Source organism: Pantoea sp. Cy-640 (genome assembly GCF_011752635.1).
GTDB classification, from domain to species: Bacteria; Pseudomonadota; Gammaproteobacteria; order Enterobacterales; family Enterobacteriaceae; genus Pantoea; species Pantoea dispersa.
Genome location: NZ_VWXB01000009.1, coordinates 66129 through 88216, shown reverse-complemented (window position 1 = coordinate 88216; position 22088 = coordinate 66129). Strand labels below are relative to the sequence as shown.

Annotated in this window: 15 protein-coding genes and 3 pseudogenes; 10 read left to right on the top strand and 8 right to left on the bottom strand. The window is 51.1% G+C overall.

The features are described 5' to 3' along the window. Positions 1–6 precede the first annotated feature (6 nt). A complete protein-coding gene (locus F3J36_RS19510) occupies positions 7–474 on the bottom strand; it encodes a hypothetical protein (RefSeq protein ID WP_166720325.1) in 468 nt (155 codons plus the stop codon). A 371-nt stretch (positions 475–845) separates the two neighbouring features. Between F3J36_RS19510 and F3J36_RS19505 the strand changes: the two genes are divergently transcribed. Continuing rightward, the gene (locus tag F3J36_RS19505) at positions 846–2984 is read left to right on the top strand and encodes an AAA family ATPase (RefSeq protein WP_166720324.1); all 2139 of its coding nucleotides are present in this window, start codon (positions 846–848) and stop codon (positions 2982–2984) included. Between the two features lie 30 nt (positions 2985–3014). Here F3J36_RS19505 and F3J36_RS19500 read toward each other — a convergent pair whose 3' ends face one another. Next, on the bottom strand, positions 3015–4019 hold the full coding sequence (locus F3J36_RS19500; RefSeq protein WP_166720323.1) for an Abi family protein: 1005 nt from the start codon (positions 4017–4019) through the stop codon (positions 3015–3017). Between the two features lie 155 nt (positions 4020–4174). Then, positions 4175–4768, bottom strand: coding sequence for a hypothetical protein (locus F3J36_RS19495; protein ID WP_166720322.1), 594 nt, complete (start codon positions 4766–4768; stop codon positions 4175–4177). A 483-nt stretch (positions 4769–5251) separates the two neighbouring features. On the opposite strand from F3J36_RS19495, the gene F3J36_RS19490 reads away from it, so the two are divergent. Beyond that, on the top strand, positions 5252–5665 hold the full coding sequence (locus tag F3J36_RS19490) for a hypothetical protein (protein ID WP_247653211.1): 414 nt from the start codon (positions 5252–5254) through the stop codon (positions 5663–5665). Between the two features lie 110 nt (positions 5666–5775). Here F3J36_RS19490 and F3J36_RS19485 read toward each other — a convergent pair. The 3 pseudogenes from F3J36_RS19485 to F3J36_RS19475 form a co-directional block, all read right to left on the bottom strand. After that, positions 5776–6602: pseudogene (locus F3J36_RS19485) on the bottom strand (universal stress protein). Positions 6603–6620: 18 nt separating this feature from the next. Then, positions 6621–8098 (bottom strand): annotated as a pseudogene (locus F3J36_RS19480) (SulP family inorganic anion transporter). Positions 8099–8688: 590 nt separating this feature from the next. Next, a pseudogene (locus F3J36_RS19475) lies at positions 8689–9528 on the bottom strand (IS3 family transposase); the annotation flags it as partial. A 232-nt stretch (positions 9529–9760) separates the two neighbouring features. Here F3J36_RS19475 and F3J36_RS19470 point away from each other — a divergent pair. Together F3J36_RS19470 and F3J36_RS19465 are read left to right on the top strand one after the other, a co-directional pair. Next, positions 9761–9997, top strand: coding sequence for a type II toxin-antitoxin system CcdA family antitoxin (locus F3J36_RS19470; RefSeq protein ID WP_166720321.1), 237 nt, complete (start codon positions 9761–9763; stop codon positions 9995–9997). Positions 9998–10000: 3 nt separating this feature from the next. Then, complete coding sequence (locus F3J36_RS19465; protein ID WP_166720320.1) at positions 10001–10315, top strand: CcdB family protein; 315 nt, start codon at positions 10001–10003, stop codon at positions 10313–10315. A 434-nt stretch (positions 10316–10749) separates the two neighbouring features. Here F3J36_RS19465 and F3J36_RS19460 read toward each other — a convergent pair whose 3' ends face one another. Both F3J36_RS19460 and F3J36_RS19455 read right to left on the bottom strand, forming a co-directional pair. Next, positions 10750–11880: a diguanylate cyclase gene (locus F3J36_RS19460; protein WP_166720319.1), complete on the bottom strand. Its 1131-nt coding sequence runs from the start codon at positions 11878–11880 to the stop codon at positions 10750–10752. 499 nt (positions 11881–12379) lie between these two features. After that, entirely contained in the window at positions 12380–13402 is a 1023-nt protein-coding gene (locus F3J36_RS19455) for a tyrosine-type recombinase/integrase (protein WP_166720318.1), read from the bottom strand. 275 nt (positions 13403–13677) lie between these two features. On the opposite strand from F3J36_RS19455, the gene F3J36_RS19450 reads away from it, so the two are divergent. The 6 genes from F3J36_RS19450 to F3J36_RS19425 all read left to right on the top strand — a co-directional run bounded on the left by F3J36_RS19450 (position 13678) and on the right by F3J36_RS19425 (position 22057). Then, entirely contained in the window at positions 13678–14910 is a 1233-nt protein-coding gene (locus F3J36_RS19450) for an AAA family ATPase (protein ID WP_166720317.1), read from the top strand. Beyond that, complete coding sequence (locus tag F3J36_RS19445; protein WP_166720316.1) at positions 14903–15568, top strand: HNH endonuclease; 666 nt, start codon at positions 14903–14905, stop codon at positions 15566–15568. The genes F3J36_RS19450 and F3J36_RS19445 overlap by 8 nt, the downstream gene beginning before the upstream one ends. Before the next feature lie 159 nt (positions 15569–15727). Continuing rightward, complete coding sequence (locus tag F3J36_RS19440) at positions 15728–16660, top strand: P-loop NTPase fold protein (protein ID WP_166720315.1); 933 nt, start codon at positions 15728–15730, stop codon at positions 16658–16660. Positions 16661–16669: 9 nt separating this feature from the next. Further along, complete coding sequence (locus tag F3J36_RS19435) at positions 16670–17281, top strand: hypothetical protein (RefSeq protein ID WP_166720314.1); 612 nt, start codon at positions 16670–16672, stop codon at positions 17279–17281. A 368-nt stretch (positions 17282–17649) separates the two neighbouring features. After that, the gene (locus tag F3J36_RS19430) at positions 17650–19005 is read left to right on the top strand and encodes an amidohydrolase family protein (RefSeq protein WP_166720313.1); all 1356 of its coding nucleotides are present in this window, start codon (positions 17650–17652) and stop codon (positions 19003–19005) included. 622 nt (positions 19006–19627) lie between these two features. Next, positions 19628–22057, top strand: a complete 2430-nt coding sequence (locus F3J36_RS19425) for a membrane-bound PQQ-dependent dehydrogenase, glucose/quinate/shikimate family (RefSeq protein WP_166720312.1) — start codon at positions 19628–19630, stop codon at positions 22055–22057. Positions 22058–22088 lie beyond the last annotated feature (31 nt).

Below are 22088 nucleotides of genomic sequence, written 5' to 3'. Positions count from 1 at the left end.
TAAATGTCACCGTCCGGGCTGTTCCTCTTTTTTGGCGGTTTGCAGCGTGCGAACGTCATATTCAGACATCCACTGATCGGTGGCCTCCGTATACCCGTCAGCTTCGGTGAACACGATAATTTCATAAGCGGGATTCAGACTGGACTGGTATTCCACGGCTTTCAGCAGGTCAGGGCCGGGGAAGAATAATAAATATACGCCTTCCGTCATATAGCTTTTGTTCAGTGTCAGGGTTGTATGCAGGCTCATTTTTCGCCCGTATACGTCGATAATCTTATTTGACTTAAGTCTGTTTACCACACTTTTCTCAAAGATGCGCTCCAGTATATGATCGCCGTGAGCTTTGGTGTTCACGCACAGATAAACGTCACACTCATAGTGCTCAGCCCGATCAGCGGCATATTTCAGGATGCTTTCGTGCAGCCTGTCTATAAGCTCAGAAAAATCACGCTGTAATATAACCCGGTCAGTCATTTTTTTCCCTCATGATCAATGAATTGTGGCTTCCATCATATCGGTAATGTCCTATGCGGCACAGCGCGGAAGCTCGTCCTGTTGCTTTACCTATCGGCGGAAGAAAGGCGTAAAAAACCGCTGGAGGCGGACAGTGGGCATCTCTAGAAACGCGATCGCTTGCTCTGCCAGGCGACAAGGGTCAGCGCAGCTAATGCGCCGAGCATTACCAGATAGACGGCTTTGTGCGCGTCTGCGCTGCTTACAGCAAACGCTGAATGACTTTACCTGAAAATGTAATGGTGCTTATATATTCAGGCTTCAGCATAATTAATTATCCGGGCCTGTAACATACATGGCCCGCTCAGCGTCTTTGCCGTAAAGGATTGGGTATGGAAATTGAAATTAATAGCTGCAATAACATCGATAAAGCAAATATCACTCTGGCCGAGAAGAAATTAAATATTAAATTTGCGCCTAATGGCACCGGAAAAAGCACCATTTCCCGCGCGATTCAATGCACAGTCAACGGGGATGAGCAGGGGCTGAGTGACCTGCTTCCGTTCAGATATCGTGGTTCTAATCCTGACGCAGTCAGGCCAGGCGTAATCGGCGCCGATGGTCTGCAGAACGTCATGTGCTTTAATGAAAAATATGTCGATCAGTTTACTTTCCAGCCGGACGAACTCGTAAGCAACAGTTTTGATATTTTCATCAAAAGCGAAGCGTATCACGAGACAGAACGTGAAATTGAAGCCATGGTCGTGGCCATACGGCAGCAGTTTGCTGATAACGCCGGGCTTGAGGAATTCATCACGCACCTGGGGGAGCTCAGCGCGGCGTTTAAACTGAGCAGTACCGGGATTGCAAAAACCTCCACAGGGATGAAAGGCCTGTCTGCCGGTAACAAGCTTCAGCACATTCCTGAAGGCCTGGAACTGTATAAGCCATACATCCAGAGTAAGAGCAGCGTGGAGTGGATTGAATGGCAGACCCGGGGATATGAGAAATTCTCCGCGCTTGCTGAAGGTTGCTGTCCGTTTTGCACCGGTGACTCCCGCGAAAAGGCGGAGCAGATTGGTCGCGTCAGCACAGAGTATGATAAGGCCGTCATTAAAAACCTGATCGGCCTGATTGGCGTGCTGGATAAACTCGGTGAATATTTTTCAGAACCTGCCCGCGCCCGCCTTGCCGATATCACCACACGGAAAAGTGGCCTGGAAAAACAGCACGAAGAATATCTTGTGACGGTGAAGAAACAGACAGACAGCTTGATTGGAATGCTGAATACCCTGAAAACCCTTAACGGCTTTACGTTCAGCGCGTCCACCAACGTTAAGGCGGCGCTGGAATCCTGTCGCCTGGATGTGAAGTTTTTCCCTGAGCTGCAGTCAGATAAAACGGCCAGCACCGTGGCCATCCTTAATGCCTCCCTGGATGACCTCACGACGCAGGCCGGGCGCCTGCAGGGACAAATCAACAAGCAGCGCCAGGGCATGCAGAAGCTGATCCTCAAGCATAAAACCGACATCAATACCTTTCTGGCTTATGCTGGCTATCGTTATCAGGTGGACATCACGGGAGAAGGCGATAAATGCCGGCTTAAGCTGCGCCACGAAGATTTTGACGGCTACGTCAGCGGCGGCAGCCAGCATCTCAGCTATGGTGAACGTAATGCCTTTGCCATCGTCCTCTTCATGTACGAATGCCTGGCTAAGAAGCCGGACCTGATCATTCTTGACGACCCGATTTCATCGTTTGATAAAAACAAAAAGTTTGCCATTCTGGAGATGCTGTTTCGCCGCAATGCCGGTGAATGCCTGAAAAACGAAACGGTACTGATGCTGACCCACGACGTTGAACCCATTATTGATACGCTGAAGTCCGTCAGGAAGCTGTTCAGTAATCTGGTTACGGCTTCACACCTCCGCTACAGCTCAGGCTGCATCACCGAGCAGCTCATAGGCGAAAGCGATATCCGCACCTTTGCTCAGATCTGCCAGTCCGTTACTGACTCTGACAGTGAAGACGTGATAAAGCTGATCTATCTTCGCCGGCATTATGAAATTATGGACGACCGCGGTGATGCCTATCAGGTGCTGTCAAATCTCTTTCATCACCGGGAAACGCCCATTGACAGCCGTGAACCCGTTCAGCCGGGAGTGGGATATCCTGAAATGGCCGCAGAGAAAGTCGCTAATGGCTGCCAGGCAATTGCCTTACGTATACCCGGATTTAATTACGCAGCGACTCTTGTGCAGCTAACGGACCCGGATCGTGTTCGTGCGCTCTATTCTCTCTGCCGGAGTGGCTACGAGAAACTGCAGGTATTCAGGCTGCTTCAGACTGGACTCGAAAATGCGGTCATACGTAAATTCATGAACGAGACCTACCATATTGAAAATGAATTTATCTGTCAGTTGGATCCCACCCGGTTTGATCTCATTCCTGAATATGTCATCAGAGAGTGCGATGCGCTGATATTCCCTCCTCCGTCTGCGAATGACGATGCTATGGAAGAAATTGCCTGACTTGTCAGAGGTATAGGGCGGTAACACGCTTCAGTTTTCAATCCGATTCCAGTCTGGTCCTATCACAGCCAGCAGGCGGTTACGGTCCGTTATCCGGATTGTTTTCCCCTGCTGCAGCGACCGGATAAGCTTTCGTGCCTCGCGGCTGGGCCTGACGTTCAGAGAGTGAGGAACCTTGTCTCTTTCCGTATAGCACTGCAGTCCCTCACGCGTGGACAGCGTCTCAAACCGCAAATGATGGCCTTCCGCAATAAACGCTGCATGGCGTGTCGGGCTGATCCAGTAAAGCGCTTCCAGCACATCTTCCCATGCCCGGCGTAGCAGGTGCAGTGAGGCGTTCAGACCATAAACGGGACGGCTATAGTCGGGCTTGCCATTCGCATCCAGTTCCTGAAACTTCCACACGGCCTCATGATGAGCCAGACGGTTGCGCAGATCGCGGATACGGGTAAATTTACTCTCAAGGTGATGCCGGCGGATGCCCGCCGGTCGCGCAGGGAAGACGTCCGGCGTCAGGTGGGGCCACAGCAGAGAAGAGTTTCTGGGCTCCTCGTATTCTGCCGTGAGCAGATTGGTCCAGAACCCGAAGTCCAGCCCGGAGATCACGCGCTCCGGCGTCAGGGGCTTTCCGGCGTCGCTGATGCGTTTTGATACTTTGCGCACGCAGCCCTCCTCCCAGGCGGTAAAGTGATACATCGGGCTGCCGTCCGGCAAGCTGCGGGGATTTCCCTGTCTGTCCGTTTTGAACCGCTTGCCCTGCCGAATATAGGTTTTATCCCCGATGAAGCGCGGCAGATCGTAGATCCAGTAAGCGTCGGTCCGCCACAGTCCAGCCGCGCCAGGCGGAGGATTATGGCGGATGGCATAGTCAATGGCGTTGCGCAGCGTCACCTCAAGGCAGTGCAGGAGCGGCTGCATAGCCGCCGAGAGCGCTTTATTCCAATTGTAGCCACCAAGCGCCTCTTCGGGCTTCAGCTTGAGCACGTCCGTGTAAATTCTCAGACGTTCGGGTGAAATGTAGTCTTCCAGGTACATGCCGCCCTCCGCGACGCTGAACAGATATAAGGTTGACGCTCTCGTCAGATTTGGGTAAATTAAGCATTATCAAGGCGCGGACTTCTTCGGACCCGTGCGTTTAAGTTAGTACCGGAAAAGCCATCCCTCGGGGTGGCTTTTCTCGTTCTGCGCCCTCAGAAAACCGGCCAGTCAAAAGGCTTCATCCGCATGGCCCTGCGCAGTTCATCGGCCATCGCCTGAAAAGACTCGTCGGGCATCAGGCTGAAAAGTGAACGGTGCAGCGCCATCGCGGTATCCGCGTCGCGCGATACCGCACTGGCCAGCATCGCTGCATAGAGCGAATTCCCCCTCGCCAGGTACTTAACGCCCTTCAGCTGCTTCACACGTACCTCAAGCAAAGGCATGCCAAATAGCATCATGCGCTGCAGGTCTTCTTCATCCTTTATTCCGAGAATACGACAGAATTCCCGGTGCCCGGCCTGAGTCATTGCGAGATCGTACAGATTATCACTCAGCTCTGTCCCGGCCATTCGCGCCATCTCCCGATCCATCAGCGCAACCAGCTCACTGGTTCGGATAAAGTTCCCGATCAGGTCGTTGAAGTGCGCCGTCAGAAATTCCTGCACGTAGTCGCTCTTGGATTTACCCGCCAGCTTCGCCTGCTCGGTGATGGCCGCGTCAACCTGGTGCGGGACGTTGCGGACCGTGATAGTGGATGGCGGAAGCAGAAGCGGCAGTATTTTTTTTGATTTGATGCTGTCAGACATGATTCAGTTCCTGAAAAGCGATGAGCTCATCATTTCACCAGAAAGCATTAAATGCAATAAAAAAAATCAATATCATAAATATGATTCATTTTTGCGATTATGCATCACTATTAAGTAAAATACTCTAACTGGCCTGAAACACGTCAAAATTCATTCGGCTCCGCCTGCCGCCCTGTCTCCGCATCCAGTCAGTTCCGGAAAAGTACAGAAGCGGATCTTTCCTCCCCGGTGGCGGCTTTCAGCGCCAACCACTACATATAGTGGCTGATTCAGCTGCTAATGGCACAACATACGGGGCGGGCCGGGCGGCCCCGGCCGCAGAAACGACGCTGTTCCCCGCCATCGGCGCGTGCTACGCTTCCGGTTACTGCCATATAAGGAAAAACCCGGATCACTTCGGTATGAGTGTACGGTAATTGCAGAGTGGTAATATCACCTGTGGTATGCGTCCGGACTTTTCTGTATGAAAGGGAACTATCACGGATGGTTCCACCCACGCTGTTAATTATTAAAGATGAAATAATAAGGCGGATTGCAGTGAACCTGATCGACAGGCACACGATGGACGACATTGCCGCCCTCACGCGGGGCGTGTTCCGGCTGCGCGAACTCTGGCTCAGGGAAACCCGGACCGTCGGGGGCACGTGGCAGGCAGCGCAGGTGCGGCGCGAGATCGTCACCGGCGGCGGGCGGGTCATCTGCACCCTCAGCGACGGCGGCGGCCTTGTGCCAGGGACATATCCGCGCCGGCGGTTCAGGGGGGACGCGGGCAGCCCGGGAATTACGCACGTCGGGGATGCCGGCGTCCGGCTGGAGCGGCTTGACGCGCACCTCGACAGGATGCTGGCGCAGGCCGCCCTCCCGGGGCTGAGCCGCGACGGCGATCGCGCCCGCTGAACGTTCCGGTTCCGGATGGCTGGCGGGAAAACACAACAGAGCAGGAGCACAGGGGTATGGATAGCGGGATTTAAAGGAAATGGAGAAAAAACGATGATGAAGGCAGATGATTATCGCATCATCAGCAGGGGATGACAGTTTTCAGTCAGCATCGCCGTGGTGTGGCTGCCGATAAAGAACCGGCGCAGCCGGGAGTGTCCCCAGGCCCCCATCACGATCAGGTCCATGTCTTTCTCCTCCGCGTAACGGCACAGCCCGCGCGGGACGGATTCATCCTGAATTATCCGGGACTCTGCATTAATGCCGGCCGCCTGCAGGATATGCTGCGCATCGCGGAGTGAAGCATCATCGCCATTCACCATCATAACGTGGCTGGTCAGGCCCCGAAGCAGCGGGTTCACGAATAGCCGGGCCGGTTTCTGCGGCTGGCCTCGCTACTGCCCCGGGCGAAGAGCACCCGGGATGGCACTCTGAATGTTTCCCGCACGACCAGTACTGGCTCTTTCTGCAGGCGGATGATGCTTTCCAGATGGCCGCCCACGGTATGTGCCGTGCCGCGCCGGCCGAGTACCATCAGCCTCACGTCATCCAGCCCGGCAAGAATTTCATCCAGCGCTCCGTGCATCTGTAGCTGGCGCACTTCCGGAACTCCCGCACTGAACATCCGCTCCGCGCAACCAGCCAGAATAGCTTTACCCTGTGCCATGAGCAGGCTGCTGCGCTCACCCTCCACGCGCACAAGCTCTTCGGTCAGCAGCTCTTTGCTGTCGATGCCAATGCTCCCGCTCAGGTCAGAGACGGCAGGATGACCGTCTTTTTCCAGCACGTGCAGCAGGGCCAGCGGCGTGGAAAGGCCGGCGGCGGCCCACGCCGCGTAGTCACAGACCGGTCCGGTTGACGGCGAACCGTCTACGCAGGCCACAACGGTATTGTTCATAGCTGAATCTCCTGTCAGTTAGTGACCGCCCATCAGTTTTTCCGCTTCTTCCGGCTTGTCATGCACGCCGAAGCGGTCAACGAGGGTGCGGGTGGCGTCGTTCATGCCCAGTATTTCCACCTCAGCGCCTTCCCGGCGGAACTTAATCACCACCTTATCCAGCGCGCTCACGGAGGTAATGTCCCAGAAGTGAGCGTGCGTGACGTCAATGACCACGCGCTCTGCCGCTTCCCTGAAGTCAAAATGGGTCATAAAGCGATCGGCGGAGGCAAAAAAGATCTGACCGGTCACGGTATAGGTCCGGGTATCGCCCTCCAGTGACGATTTGACCGTCATAAAGCGAGCTACCTTGGTGGCAAAATTCAGCGAGGCAATCAGCACCCCGGTCAGCACGCCGAAGGCCAGATTGTCGGTTGCCACCACCACAACCACGGTGGCCAGCATGACCACGCTGGTCGACAGCGGATGGCGGCGCAGGTCGGTAATGGAGCGCCAGGAGAAGGTGCCGATGGAGACCATGATCATGACCGCGACCAGCGCCGCCATCGGGATCTGCGATACCTGGTCACGGAGGAAGATAATCAGGCAGAGCAGCACCAGTCCGGCAGTCAGGGTGGAGAGCCGCCCGCGCCCGCCGGACTTTACGCTAATCACCGACTGACCAATCATGGCGCAGCCCGCCATGCCGCCGATAAACGCCGTGCAGACGTTGGCGATACCCTGCGCCTTGCACTCGCGGTTTCTATCGCTCGGCGTATCAGTCATGTCGTCCACAATAGTGGCGGTCATCATGGATTCCAGCAGTCCCACCACGGCAAGGCCGGAAGAATAAGGCAGGATAATCATCAACGTATCCAGGTTCAGCGGAATGGCCGGAATGAGGAATACCGGCAGGCTGTCAGGCAGTTTGCCCATGTCGCCCACGGTGCGCACGTCCAGGTGCAGCCACATGGAGATGGCGGTCAGCACCACGATGCAGACCAGCGGAGAGGGAATGGTTTTATTGAGGTACGGAAAAAGGTAAATGATTGCCAGACCGGCGGCGGTGAGCGCATACACGTGCCAGGTCACGTTGGTCAGCTCCGGAAGCTGCGCCATGAAAATCAGAATGGCCAGCGCGTTGACGAAGCCCGTTACGATCGAGCGCGACACGTAGCGCATCAGACTGCCGAGCTTCAGGTAGCCGGCTATCAGCTGGATGACCCCGGTCAGCACGGAGGCAGCAAGCAGATACTGAAGGCCGTGGTCTTTCACCAGGGTTATCATCAGCAGCGCCATGGCGCCGGTCGCGGATGAAATCATGGCGGGGCGTCCGCCAAAATGGCCATCACCACGGGAATACAGAACGCCGAGTAGAGACCGACCTGCGGGTCAACTCCGGCAATGATGGAAAACGCGATCGCTTCAGGAATGAGCGCGAGCGCGACGACAATACCGGCGAGCACGTCACTACGGACGTTGCCCAGCCAGTCCTTACGCGTCGAGGACAGCAGCATAGTAATTTCTCAGATTTTGAATACAGTCAGCCCGTGAGGGGAAAAATTTCAGATACGAAACAGCACATCCGCAGACGGGATGTTTTTGAGTGCGCGACTGGGGTTACTCAGTGCGACAGGGGAGGGTTACGACTCAGGGTGGCGTAAGACGCATGGTTTTTAAATTCTCCCTTATGGCAAAAGGTGCCTTCAGGACTGAATTATGCCAGCGAAATCTTGTGAAAGTGCGCTGACAGCGAAGCCTGATCTTGTCAGAACAGGGGCTTAACTATAAACGAAAGCAAAAAGAGATCAATGTTTCACCATGCAGATCATTGGCAGGGAAGAGATCAAAAAGGCGCTACTGCTAACGTCTGCTACTGGCACCAACTGGACAAGCTTACTGACCTGAAGGTCCGCTGTGAGCGAACAGCAGACGTTGGACTTAGTAACCTTACAAGCTAGAGTAGCTTTCACGGTGAATTGCCACAGGTTTAACAGACATCTCAGGGTCATTTAAGATGGCTTAAAGAGAGGTGCCCATGAGCGGTAAGCGTTATCCCTTGACCTGCCCCCAAGATTAAATACAAAACTCAGTAGGTAATGTCGGATCATTCACTCTCAGAATTACCCTTTCTCCAGCTCGCTGCAAATTCAGACGGCGTCTGATAATTCAGCGTGGAGTGCACGCGACATTCGTTATAATCCTGACGCCATTCGCTGCTGGTTTTCCTGGCATGACTGACGTCGCTGAACTAGTGTTCATTCAGGCATTCATCGCGAAAGCGTCCGTTAAACTCTCAAAAAATCCGTTCTGTGTCGGCTTATAAGTCGCAGCTCCACTCCATGCTCAAAGGCCCACTGATCGAGCGCGAGGCAGGTAAACTCCGGGCCCTGATCGGTTCTTATCGTAGCCGGATAGCCGCGAAACAGCGCAATGCTGTCCAGAATACGCGTGACCTGCACGCCTGAAATCCCAAAGGCAACGGTGACCGTCAGGCATTCCTTTGTGAAGTCATCGACGCAGGTAAGACACTTGATCCTGCGACCAGTAGCCAGCGCATCCATGACGAAATCCATCGACCAGGTCATGTTGGCACCGCCGGGCGGTGCAGCGGCAGACGTTCTGTTGCAAGCCCTTTACGACGACGCCTGCATTTAACGCCCAGCCCGTTCAGATGATAAAGGCGGTACACGCGCTTGTGATTAACCAGAAGCCCTTCACAGTGCAGTAACTGCCATATGCGGCGGTAGCCAAAACGCCTGCGCTCCAGTACCAGTTCAGTAATGCGCCCTGATAAATGGGCATCAGCCGCCGGACGCTGAGCGTCATAGAGGCAGGTCGATAGGGACAAACCTGTGAGTCTGCAGGCACGACGTTACGACAGACCGGTCGCATCACACATCAACACCACGACTTCGCGCTTCTGGTCTGTCGTCAGTACTTTTTCCGCCCAAGAGCCACCTAAAGCGCCTCCTGATCCGGCATTAGGGGGGGCGCAGAGACGCACTTTACACAGCCCTGGGGCGGCCTTAGCTCTGGGGAAAGGCCGAAATGAGCCAGCTGCGTGTTTGATCAAGTAATACTTAAAACACGCGCAAATTCACACGCGCTAAAGTAAAATATTCATGCGCGTACATTTGCGCATACCATAATTGCTCACGACCAGAAAGGGATAGTTTATGATTGCCAAAGCAGCTACTCGCCAGAACGTGAACTTATCTATTGATAAAGAGTTACTTAACAAAGCGCGCGATGCGGGGATGAATCTTTCACGCACCCTGTCCATGGCTATTGATGAAGAGTTACGTCGTTATGCTGCCTCACGCTGGCAGGAAGAAAATGCCGAAGGGATCAATACGCTGAACCGTATCGGTCAAGAAACAGGATGCTTTTCAGATAACTACAGGAATTTCTGACGGATGCAGTATGTAGTTTACAGAACTAAAGGTAAAAATCCTGACTTTCCCCTGATGGTGGATATAACCAGTGATATCATTGGTCGCATCAATCGCCGACTGGTTATTCCGCTTATGCCATTAGAGCGTCTTAACGGAAGCCCCATTCCAAAGCGGCTGACCCCCGTGCTGTCGCTAAATGGTGCTGAGTATGTATTGATGACACATGAGGCCGCTACTGTTCCTCATACAGCCCTTGGCGAGGAATTCTGTAACGCCAGTTATTGCAAAGGGGTGATCAAATCTGCCTTTAATTTTCTTACCGACGGCATTGATTGACGCCGCAGCACAATACTTCAGGCCGTCTGCCGCGGGCTGGAGAGATACAAAACCTGAAGGTAAACAGGCCGGCATTACGGGCTTAGCGTTTTATACCATACCGCAGGCTGATCACTGACATTGAAGACGAACGACTCTCTGCCTGATGAAAAAAGAACCGCGCTTACGCGCGGATTGAATGGGGTCACAAAACGCATGTCTTGTTAGAGTATTTCTCCATAGTAGTCGTTGCTGATGATACGTCAAGGAAAGCTGCGGCTGTCGTGCCTGATATCAGGGGAGGGAGGGCTGAGGTGCAGCGCGGGGTGGTTAAGTCAGCTGTGCAGCATATTGCTGGCAATAAAAACCATAATGATTAAAAGAGCACTGCAGAACTGAGTTTTTCTGAATCGACCCGCTACACATTTTAACCGGATATGGTATTAAAAGCGCTATTACCCTGCCACCGTACGCGCATGGTTCCGTGAAGCGACTTCATTCCCGGTATAAAAATATGTCAACTGCCAGGCTGGCTGCCATAAGCGCACGCCATTGCGCCCGGCCCGTTTTACTTCATACAGAGCCTCATCCGCATTGTGAAACCACTGGTTTATGGTTTCAGCCTCAGTGGCTGAAGCGATGCCAATGCTTACCGTACAACGAAAATCATCCGAAGCGGGTAAACGTATCTGCAGGATTTTTTCCTGTAAGATTCTGGCCATCGCCACTGCAGATTCGTTGCAGGCATGATACAAAATGACGCCCAGTTCATCTCCGCCAAAGCGTGCCGGCGTGTCCTGCATGCCCGCGTGCTGCCGCACAACGGCGGAGATCTCAGCTAACAGGAAGTCTCCTGCTTCATGGCCCCAGTTATCGTTAACTGCCTTGAAATTATCAATATCCAGCAGCATCAGGTATCCGGAGCTATCGCCGCGGCGCGAACTGAGAAATGCTTTCTCAAGGCAGCGTTCGAACATGCGCCTGTTTGGAATTTCCAGCCCGGGATCCATTAACGCGATACGCTCCAGCTCGCGGTTACGCTGACGCAACCGCCAGGTAAGATTGTACGAAGTGACGCTTAGCGCCAGTAAGTAGCATGTCGACAACGGAATGCTCAGCCAGACAGTACGCATACTGAATGTCATATTCAGCTCCAGACCATTCATCAGCCACACCACTCCAGAAGCACACACAAATGCCCACACAGAGGCGATGAGTTGCGCTGAACCGCCGGCGGCGTATCGATCGGATGCCAGCACCGCCATTATGGTAAACGAGGGGAAAGGGCTCAGCGCCATCAGGGCTACCCAGATGCCACCAAACGCAGCGTCAAGAGTCAGGTTCTGCTTTTCCGTAGTGGTGGCATCTTTGGCGCGCAGCGCGCGGCGATAGGCCAGCCATGGCCAGATAAAAGCGTTCACTGACAGCAGGATGGTAAACGTCAGGCCATGCTCCATTTCCATTAATACAGAAAGAATCGGGAAAAAACATAGGGTGGTGCCTAACTGTCGCATCATGAACATACGACGAACAAAGCGTCCGGAACGCTGCGCGAGATGGCTGTTCTCTGGGGAGTAGTAAGGCATTGTCGTGAATTCTGAAGAAGGCGGAATCTATTTTTATCGGAAAGGATCCACCGACACCACTTACTTTTTAACTCAACTTAACCATCTGATAAAACATAAAAACTGTTCGGATAACGGCTCAGCCATAACCGGAAATACTGCCTCGATCAGGTAACCTGTGAAGACAGTGGACTCAGCGCATGCCGGGGCTGCACGCCGGCAGGGAAGTGTTCACCGAATTCATGGATGTGGTGAAACGGAGTTTCATAAAAAAGGCAAGAGTGATACGAATCGAAAGCCAGGACCGCTCTCACGGGAAAAATCAGCGGGGCACCCGGGCCTTATGGAGCAGTGCAGGAAGCCGGCATTGACACGGTGACGGGCGAAAATCAGCTCTGTCGCCACCGCCCCCATTGCCATTATCAGGGCCATCCCGGCCGCTCAGGATGTTAATGAGGAAATGCACCCTGACTGTATTGTCAGGCTCATCAGCTGTCACTGCGGCATCCGGTGCCGTGGATCAGACGTGCTGCTTCATCAGATCGATCATTGCCCCCGCGTGCGCGTCAACGTGGCGGATATAGCGCATCACCGTTTCCGGCTTTTTCCAGGTTCCTTCCTGCATGATTTGCGCGGTACTGTATTTCTTCGTGGCCATGTCGATGGCGGCGCCGACCCGGGCGCTGTGACCGGACCAGGCGCGGTAGCGGTTTTTATTCGGCCGCACAGTGCCGGCATCGCCGGCTTCCTGCCAGGCGCGGGCAAAAATATCCTCCAGCGCCCGGGCGGAAAGCGGCTTATCCGCGGCGACGATCGCCCGGTTCGCGCGGTGAACGGGACCAAAGATGAAAGCGTCGGGCTCATCGGCCAGCCCGGAAAGCGTAAGCCATTCCGTAAGGCGCTGCGAGGAGAGGTCGCCCAGGGCTTTGATAAGCCCCCCGGTCATCACAATGGTTTTGGTCCACGCCACGTCCAGAATAACCCGGCCGTCCGCCGCGCGCGAGATGTCACGCACCCGCAGGCGGCCCAGCTCGCTGATACGCAGCAGGGTGGCGTAAGCCACATGCAGAAACGCCAGGTCGCGCCGCTGCTGCAGGCGATCGGAAACTGACCAGCATGCGTCAAGAACGAGCAGATTATGCAGGCGGAAGGGAATGGCCTGCCCGGCGCGCTCACCGGCGATAACGGCGGTACGGTTAATCTTCTTGACCGCGCGAAACACCAGCGGCGAGGCGTTGGGCGGCATCAGCCCGGCGTTACGGTGTAACATAGAAATGAGCGCGGCGTGCGTGCTGATAGTGGAGGAGGCGCGCCCGGACGCCTGCAGCCACAGCAGGTAATCTCGCAGATCGGCCGGCGCCATCGGCAGCAGCGCCCGGCCGTGATCTGCCGCCCAGCGGCCGGCAATGCGCATCACGCTGAGCAGCTGCTGCCACGTGTTGTCCGAGAAGGCTTCCCGATCGCTGACGAACTCGCGCAGCCGCCCGGTGATGTCGCCGTCCTCCGGGCCGGTCAGGCCCGGCAGGAGTGCCGTATGTGTCATGTTTCCGCCGATTATCCGCCTGGCGTCGCTACGTGAATTCTGAGAAAAAAGCAAGGGATTACTCCTGCAGATTTCACGCAGCGCTGCCGCATTTTTATTCGCCCTGAGCCCGTAAAGGCCGGATCCCTATCATACCCGGATCCTAAGGCGGATCCCAGCTTCATATAAACCCTATTATATGAAGTCAATAAATTTAGTTTGATTTAGTAAAATATTCAACGTTAAATTAGATGAACTTAATAATTCACATGGACCAGAAATTTCTTGAGGTTAATATGTCGAACATCGAAAGATTAAGTGGTAAAGTTCCAAACACAAACAAGATAATCGATATAGATATTGGTAAAAAAAACTTAGTTATTATAGGCGGAAATGGATGTGGTAAAACGTCGCTTATAACGAGTTTATATGAAAAGATGAAGTTTCTTTATCTTGAAAAAAATTACTCCACACAAAAAGAAAACATAATTCAACATGGTTTCTGGAAAGAGAGACTGGAAGGATTAACTAAAGGCTCACAGGAACATTCCCAAACATTACAACAAATAAATTATTATGATGAAAAATTAAATAAAGCAAATGACGGGTTGAAGATTATTATTCCTGAGGAGGATGTCTTTTCATCTGATCTCGAAGATAAAAAAGCAGTACTGCAATTTTTCCCGGCGGTAAGAAAATCAGAAATAACAGAGAGCACTGGTAGCAACCAGTCAATATATAAGTCAACTCAAGGAAACTTTCAAAATACAAATGATGGTGCTCATTTGGAGCAACATTTAGTTAATTTAAAGACTATACGATCATTTGCTATTACCGAAGATAAAAATGAATCATTAGCGACTACTATACAAGAGTGGTTTAATGAATTTGAAGACAATCTTCGTTACTTGCTTGAAGATGATAGTTTTTCACTTGAATTCGAATCCACGACTTTCAAATTTTATTTAGTTCAAGAGGGTAAACCAAAATATAATTTTCAAAATCTATCGTCAGGGTACTCTGCTATTATGGATATACTTGCAGATCTGATAATGAAGGCTGAACTAGGAAAGCTTTCACCTAAAGATCTAACTGGCGTTGTTATAATTGATGAAATTGATGCTCATTTGCATATTTCTTTGCAGAGGAAAATACTACCTTTTCTTACTAAAAACTTTCCTGGATTGCAATTTATAGTTACGACTCATTCACCATTTGTCATTACTTCAGAGGAAAATGTCGTAATATATGATCTTAGTAAATTGTCTCAATATGAACAACTCACTATGATTTCGTATGAGTTTATAGTTGAGGGACTTTTAGGTATTCCACCTGTATCCACTACCTTTGAGAAGAAGATTAAAAATCTAAGCAACCTTATTAATGATTACTCCGCAAATGAGAGTCTAATTAAAAGCTTAACCTCTGAGCTCTTGCCTTTCAAGGATAAAATGGATAGTGAGTCACTTAATTTTTTACTGAAAGCAGAAAGTGAAATAATGCTGAACAAGGATAACTCAAATGTTTGAAGTTAGGAGAAGAGAAAAGGCACCAGCAAGCCTAGCGCTTAGGAAAAGCTATAGTGAGCCGGATGTAATAGCTGCATTAGAAGAGGATTTTTATGGTAAATGTTACATATGTGAGACAAAAGGGTTGCTAAGTTTAAACGTGGAGCATTTCATTGCTCATGAGGAAAAAAATGATGATTTGAAATATTCTTGGAACAATTTATTCTTTGCATGTGCACGATGTAATAATTTCAAAAGGCATTTTTATAATGAACTATTAGACTGCACCGACAATAGAATTAATGTTTGTCGCCTGATAAAACACGTGTTTCCTACAACCCCGTTTTCAGGAAATGTTACAATAGAGGCGATGGCCACTGACAATAAAACAATAAAAACCACCGAGTTAATTAGAAGAGTTTTCAATGAGAGCAATACAGGAAATAAAGAAATCACAGTACTAACTTTAAGAAAAAAAGTATTCTCTCAATATAATATATTTCTGACGTACCTTAACACTTATTTAGATGAGCAGACTCTGCCCAAAGATAAAGAGTTAGCAATTGAACATATGAAGCATATGATGAATCCAGAGCAAGAATATTCTGCTTTTTTACGTTGGGCGGTAATAGATTCACCAAAACTTAATGATTTGCTAAAAGATGTCATAACATTTTAATGTTACTTGGGAAAATGGGCTTCCCTGGGAGCTGGCGTGATGATCCTCTTTGGACCCGTACCGTTAAACTACTCTACCAGAGCACCAGACCGGATCTACCCGAAAGCTGAGAACTCTTCATTGTTGTGGGTAAATCGCCAGACATAATACGAGGTATCGATGAAATTAATTCATGAAAGTCTAAAATTCGATTGGTCACTTCAGCAGGATGAACTGCCGGCTGATGCCATGGATCGCGCGTCTCATGCCCGCTTTCTGACGTCACTGCTGCTGTCAAAAAGCGAAACGGGCAGCTACGTACTGAACATTAATGCTGGTTGGGGAGCGGCTAAGTCATGGTTTTTGCGCCGCTGGCAGGCCGAGATAGGCAGTGTTTATCCGACCGTCTACGTGGATGCATGGAAAAATGACCACCTGCAAGATCCACTACTGAACGTTGTGGCCGAAATTCGTCACAGCTTAATTGCCCATACTGATAAAGCGGTGCTTGACTCCAAACTGCTGAAGGGAACTTGGCGCCTGTTTAAAGCGATTGCGCCAGACGTCACCAAAGCACTACTTAAAAGCCGACTCGGTATCGATTCTGACGATGTTATGGCAAAAATTTTAAGTGACGACTGCTCAGCAGACGCTGGCGCAAAGCTGGTAGAAGCTGCGCTAAGGGCACACGATGAGGCCGGTAATAGCGTAGAGGAGTTTCGTGAAGGCATCACTGGCTGGCTACGCGCCGTCATTAATACCGCATCCCCGGCACTAAGCTATCCGCTATTCGTGTTTATAGACGAGCTGGATCGCTGCCGCCCAACGTATGCTATTGAGATGCTTGAGACAATCAAGCACATTTTCAGCATTGAACATGTTGTATTCGTAATAGCTACCGACAAGGCTCAGTTGCAGCACTCTATTAGGGCGATATACGGTAGTGGATTCGACTCGCGGCTGTATCTAGATCGCTTCTTCAACCGTTCGGTGACACTTAATGAGGTCAGCCGGAAATCTTTTATCCTAGAGCGATATTTCCAGCTGACGCAGTTGCAGCATTATTGCACCAGCGAGCCCGGTGCCTTTCTGCTCGGAGACGTGCATGAATGAGAGAGCGCAGTGATTGAAATCCTTACGGGCATTGCAGACGGATTTTCCATGCAACTGCGCACGGTTGATTTATGGCTCGATCGGCTAGCCATGGCCGTTGCGGCAACGACAAAAAAGCCGGACGTGCCTTTCCTAGCGTTTCTAATGGCGATTGAGACACACGCCCCAGACAAACTGGAAGAAGTAATCAAAGGCCGCGACATTTTTGCCACCAATGGGACCACGCCCCCAGACTCCCTTACATTCAAAGCATTCACGCTGAAGTTGCGGTGGAATTATCTGTTGTGCGGAGAGGACATCATACGTGAACTGGAGCGTTACGCCGGGAGGCTTGAGCAAGTGTTTACCTCAAAAATAGGCATGGTTTACTACTTTCTTGTGCTCAAAGCCGGGCTGATGGAATCTGAAAAGGAACAAAACGATCCCGTGAAATTTCTCCAAAATAGTTTTAATGAATATCTAAGAAATCAGTATCCACGCGCATCATCCTATCAGGGAGACGATGCTTCGAACGCATTTCATCAAGAGGTTAAACAAATTTTACGGCTACGGCATGCAAAAAATAACCTCACGCTCGGGGACTATTATGCGTTGTGTCGCCTAGCAACTCATTTAGAATAAACAATACGACACTGCTGTTAATGGTAGTTGAAGCTGTAGGGAAGTTAATTCACAAGGGCTCAAGATTATAATTTAACATAATTATGATTTCATAATCCTATACATATTTTTGATAAATGACGTTTTTTATGTTATTAAAGTCTAGATCCGCTATCCAAAAACTGGCAGAGTGGTTGATTTAAAAATATTTAAGCGTGGGTAAATTTCATAAGAAACTACTTGACCTCTAGGTCAGTACTAAAGGGCTAAGTCTTGTTTCACTATCTTGAGTAATGAGCATATTTGCAATGGAGTCAGGTGCTATCAATTCATCATAATGGCAGTGCCTATACTCTGAGTTAACCCCCTTAACTCACGAAGGAGTAGGTATGCCCTGTAAACTTCGCGCTGTACTGTTTACTGCCAGTTTTTTCTCTGCTTCGGTTAGCGCCGCCCCTGACAACACTTTGCTTATCCGGCAGGGTTATCTGTTACCTATGACAGCCAACGGAGAGGACCAGCCTTCTGCCGACATATTGATTCGAAATAACCAGATAGTGAAGATTGGCAAAGATCTTGTGGCCTCCGATGCAAAGATAATAGACGCCCGCGGTAAGTATGTAGTGCCGGGGTTTGTAGATGCGCATAATCATTTATGGGTCACCACCATGCGCGGCCAGTTCCGAAACAAACAGGGTAAATTTTTCCCTGTCAGCAATAAGTTAGCAAAGAAGATGCAGCCGGATGACATCTGGCAGGCAATGTATTCTGGTTCGCTTGAATTGCTACAGTCAGGAGTCACTACTACTGGCGATTACTTTGATAACATTCGTGGCCCTGCCTGGGGTGATGCTGGATTTAGGGCGCTGGAAAAAAGCGGCATTCGTGCCGTTATGTATTATGGTGGTCCAGATAAAACCACAAAAAACATGATTCATTTGAAACACCTGGCTTATCTTAAAAAGCAATCAACAGATCGGGTCCAACTCGGGCTGGGCTGGCGAATCCCCCGGGACTTATCTAGCCAGCAGAATTGGGCAATGCGGGATGAAGAATACAGGTTTGCTGTTCAGCACAAACTGCCGATTCAGGTGCATGTCAGCGGCGATGCCCACGCAATGTTTGATGCACTGACAGACCGTCAATATTTATCGCCATCGCTGACAGTTATACACGCAAGCGATGCGCTACCGCAGCAATTGAACGCTCTGCAGAGAGCAGGCGGTGGGCTGGTGTTAACTCCAGTCAGCGAACAACGCGTCGGCTATGGATTGACGCTGCTTAATCAATTTAAGGGGGTTGAAAGGCAGGGGCTGGGCATAGATGGGAATGCTTTGTCTGGCGGAGCTAATATGTTCGAGACGCTTCGCACTGCAGCGCTGAGTGAAAGCGGTAATGCTAAAGATGAAGCACTTCCAGACCCGCGCGAGCTTCTGACGCTGGCAACCCGTCGCTCTGCAGAATCGATTGGACTGGGTGCATTAACCGGAACCCTTGAAGAGGGTAAGCGGGCAGACATTCAGATCATCAATCCTAATACTCTGAACATGGCCGGCTTTGGCGGAGGGGACCCGGCAGCGCTCATCGTCTACTCGGCTCAGCCGGAAAATGTTGAGACAGTCATTGTCGATGGTCGTATTATCAAAGCAGATGGAAAACTGCAGGGCATAAATGTGGAAGAGCATCTGAGAGCCACTAATGCATCAGCCAAGAGACTTCTGGAGCAAAGTGAAATAACCCAGTAGCAAGGCCAGCAAATGTCCCTTATGAGATGAAATATTGAAAAATCTCAGGGGCATTTTTCCTATTGAAAGCTTTAGCGAAACGTTGCTGGCCATTGCATGTCGTCCCCCCTGGAATCGAAATTCATCTGATATCAAGAGATGGTCACATTAATGATGATTTTAGAGTGATGCATTCTGTAACTCAGAGCTAATCCTAACCCCCTAACTGCCCGGATTTTAATGGCAGATAGTGATGAGTCTTACCATAGTTGCCTAGATTGTATATCCCTTTAGGAAGCGCCCAGTTCTCCCCCCTTATCCCCCAGATCACACGTATGATACAGGCCTGGCTCACCTTTGAGTCATTTTGAATCATTTCGTTTAGAGCTTCGCTTTCAGACATTCATAGTAACTTCAATTCCGCACAAATTTGTCATTTTTTTAGAGTGAACGGTTCATATCAAGAAGTATTTGAAATGAAAAATTCGATTTGGGTCTCACTTTTGATTTTCTTTAATTGTCTTCGATCTCAAGAATGATCTAATTTGTCTCCATTATGATTAGATATGCATCAAAGATAGACATATTGCCGCATAAGGCGATATTTCATAATAATAATGGCAGGTAAGTGGAAGAAGACGCTATGAAAAAATCTGTTTTACTACTGGGCGTTATCGGCGCTCTGGTAACTTTAACGGGGGTTGGGCTGGCAGCTGGCGGTGCGTATCTCGCGGTTTTAGGAGGAGCTTGGTTCTATTTGTTAGCAGGGATCCTTTTATGCATCACGGGCCTTGGGTTAATGCGGAGGCGTTTCTATGCCTGGCCGGTGGCAATCGCACTGGCGCTTTACAGTGTAATATGGGCTTTCTGGGAAATTGGCGACGACTTCTGGCAATTCCTGCCGCGCGTAACGGTATTCATCGGTATAAGCATGCTGGTATCTCTGTGCGTGCCGTGGCTAAACCGGAAAGATGGTTTGCCGGCACGCAAAAAGTTTGCTTTCACCATGGCTGGCTTATGCTTTGTTGCACTGATTGCACTGATTAGCGGTATTTTTTTTCCACATGCGGAAGTCACCGCAACAGGCGAAGCCGCTAAGGTCATCAATCCTCAGGCTGGTCACGAAGGTGGGAACGACTGGTCAGCCTGGGGACGTAACACCCTCGGCGAAAAATATGTCCAGTTTGATCAGATCAATAAAAGCAATGTCAAGGACCTGAAAGTCGCCTGGACCTATCGTACCGGAGACATGGCGGTTGATGGTGCTGAATATCAGGTTACACCTTTGAAAGTGGATGACACGGTTTATCTGTGTACTCCGCTCAGTAAAGTGATTGCGGTTAATGCCACCACAGGCAAGGAGAAGTGGCGTTTCGATCCACATCCGCAAATCTTTGAAAGTAACAAAGGCTGGAAGCGATGCCGTGGGGTGGGGTATGCCGATATTGACCAGTTGTCAGTTAAGAACCCCACCTCTGGTGAGGTTGCTGCCAGGGCAGTTTCCTCTGCGGCTACTTGTCGCAAACGTATCATTGAAACCACCATTGATGCCCGCATCGTGGCGCTGGATGCTGAAACCGGAAAACTGTGTGAAGACTTCGGTAACGGGGGTTACGTCGATCTGACAGTGAACATGCCCGCTGACGCCAAAGGCGGGCAGCAGGGTAGCTACAACGTGACCTCTGCGCCACTGGTGGCCGATGGCGTAATCATGGTGGGTGGACGTCTGAACGATAACCTCACCGTAGGCGAACCTGGCGGCGTGGTCCGCGGATATGATGTGGTCAGTGGCAAAATCCTTTGGGCCTGGGATGCGAAACGCGGTGCCAGCGACAGCAGCCCGCTGCCAGCCGGTGAGACTTACCCTCTTGAAACGCCTAACTTCTGGGGTACCGCCGCTTACGATCCTAAACTGGGTCTGGCCTATTTCCCGACGGGCAACCAAACACCTGACTTCTGGACCGGCGATCGCCATCCGTACTCGAACGAGTATACCGATGCCATCGTGGCCGTTGATCTGAAAACCGGCAAGGAGCGTTGGCACTTCCGTACCGCCAACATTGACCAGTTTGACTACGACGTTTCAACACAGCCGATTCTTTACGACATGCCACAGAAGGATGGCACAACCCTTCCGGTGATAATCCAGGGCACGAAACGCAGTCAGATCTTTGTGCTTGATCGCCGTACCGGCAAGCCGGTCTATCCGGTAGAGCAGCGTAAAGTGCCAACTGATGTGATGCCAGGCATGCAGGTCTCTGAAACGCAGCCTTATTCCGCGTTATCAGTAGGCGTTGATAAGCTGAAAGAGTCTGACATGTGGGGAGCCACAATCTTTGATCAGCTCTACTGCCGCGTCCAGTTTAAGAAATTGCGTTATGAAGGTGAGTGGACACCGCTTTCGGATAAACAGGACACGCTGATTTGGCCTGGCTATTACGGTGGTCAGAACTGGGGCAGCATGGCGATCAACCCGGCCACCGGTACGCTCTATGTGAATGACATTCGCATGGCGATGGTGGGGCGTTTCCTGTCTCGTGAGGAAGCAGCAAAAGGTGGCCTGAAGCCGTCAACCGAAGGCGAATATTCAGAGCAGAAGGGCACGCCGTGGGGCGTGGAACGCGGTATGTTCCTCTCACCACTAGGCACACCATGCTTCAAGCCGCCATTCGGTTCGCTGACCGCTATCGACCTGGCGAGTAACAAGGTGAAATGGCAGGTGCCGCTCGGTGGGATCCAGGATGCGCCAATTCACAACAACTTCTTACCGAAAGAGGGCATTGTGCCGAACCTGTATATCCCACTTGGCATGCCAAACCTCGGCGGTCCGCTGGTAACGGCAGGTGGCTTGAGCTTCTTCCATGGCACGCTGGACTATTACCTGCGCGCGTTTGATAACGATACCGGCAAAGAAGTCTGGCGTACCCGCCTGCCAGTCGGTGGCCAGGGTACACCCATGAGCTATATCGGCAAGGATGGTAGGCAGTACATCGTGGTGGTGGATGGCGGTGCGACCCGCACTGGCACCAATAAAAACCGCGGCGATTATGTTATTGCCTACGCCTTACCATAAATAGTCTCTTGAACGGCGCTCTGGCTATGCA

What these genes read in the sequence shown, in the direction of transcription:
- F3J36_RS19510 (WP_166720325.1), bottom strand. Translation starts at nt 474, where the DNA reads ATGACTGACCGGGTTATATTACAGCGTGATTTTTCTGAGCTTATAGAC.
- F3J36_RS19505 (WP_166720324.1), top strand. Translation starts at nt 846, where the DNA reads ATGGAAATTGAAATTAATAGCTGCAATAACATCGATAAAGCAAATATC.
- F3J36_RS19500 (WP_166720323.1), bottom strand. Translation starts at nt 4,019, where the DNA reads ATGTACCTGGAAGACTACATTTCACCCGAACGTCTGAGAATTTACACG.
- F3J36_RS19495 (WP_166720322.1), bottom strand. Translation starts at nt 4,768, where the DNA reads ATGTCTGACAGCATCAAATCAAAAAAAATACTGCCGCTTCTGCTTCCG.
- F3J36_RS19490 (WP_247653211.1), top strand. Translation starts at nt 5,252, where the DNA reads ATGGTTCCACCCACGCTGTTAATTATTAAAGATGAAATAATAAGGCGG.
- F3J36_RS19470 (WP_166720321.1), top strand. Translation starts at nt 9,761, where the DNA reads ATGATTGCCAAAGCAGCTACTCGCCAGAACGTGAACTTATCTATTGAT.
- F3J36_RS19465 (WP_166720320.1), top strand. Translation starts at nt 10,001, where the DNA reads ATGCAGTATGTAGTTTACAGAACTAAAGGTAAAAATCCTGACTTTCCC.
- F3J36_RS19460 (WP_166720319.1), bottom strand. Translation starts at nt 11,880, where the DNA reads ATGCCTTACTACTCCCCAGAGAACAGCCATCTCGCGCAGCGTTCCGGA.
- F3J36_RS19455 (WP_166720318.1), bottom strand. Translation starts at nt 13,402, where the DNA reads ATGACACATACGGCACTCCTGCCGGGCCTGACCGGCCCGGAGGACGGC.
- F3J36_RS19450 (WP_166720317.1), top strand. Translation starts at nt 13,678, where the DNA reads ATGTCGAACATCGAAAGATTAAGTGGTAAAGTTCCAAACACAAACAAG.
- F3J36_RS19445 (WP_166720316.1), top strand. Translation starts at nt 14,903, where the DNA reads ATGTTTGAAGTTAGGAGAAGAGAAAAGGCACCAGCAAGCCTAGCGCTT.
- F3J36_RS19440 (WP_166720315.1), top strand. Translation starts at nt 15,728, where the DNA reads ATGAAATTAATTCATGAAAGTCTAAAATTCGATTGGTCACTTCAGCAG.
- F3J36_RS19430 (WP_166720313.1), top strand. Translation starts at nt 17,650, where the DNA reads ATGCCCTGTAAACTTCGCGCTGTACTGTTTACTGCCAGTTTTTTCTCT.
- F3J36_RS19425 (WP_166720312.1), top strand. Translation starts at nt 19,628, where the DNA reads ATGAAAAAATCTGTTTTACTACTGGGCGTTATCGGCGCTCTGGTAACT.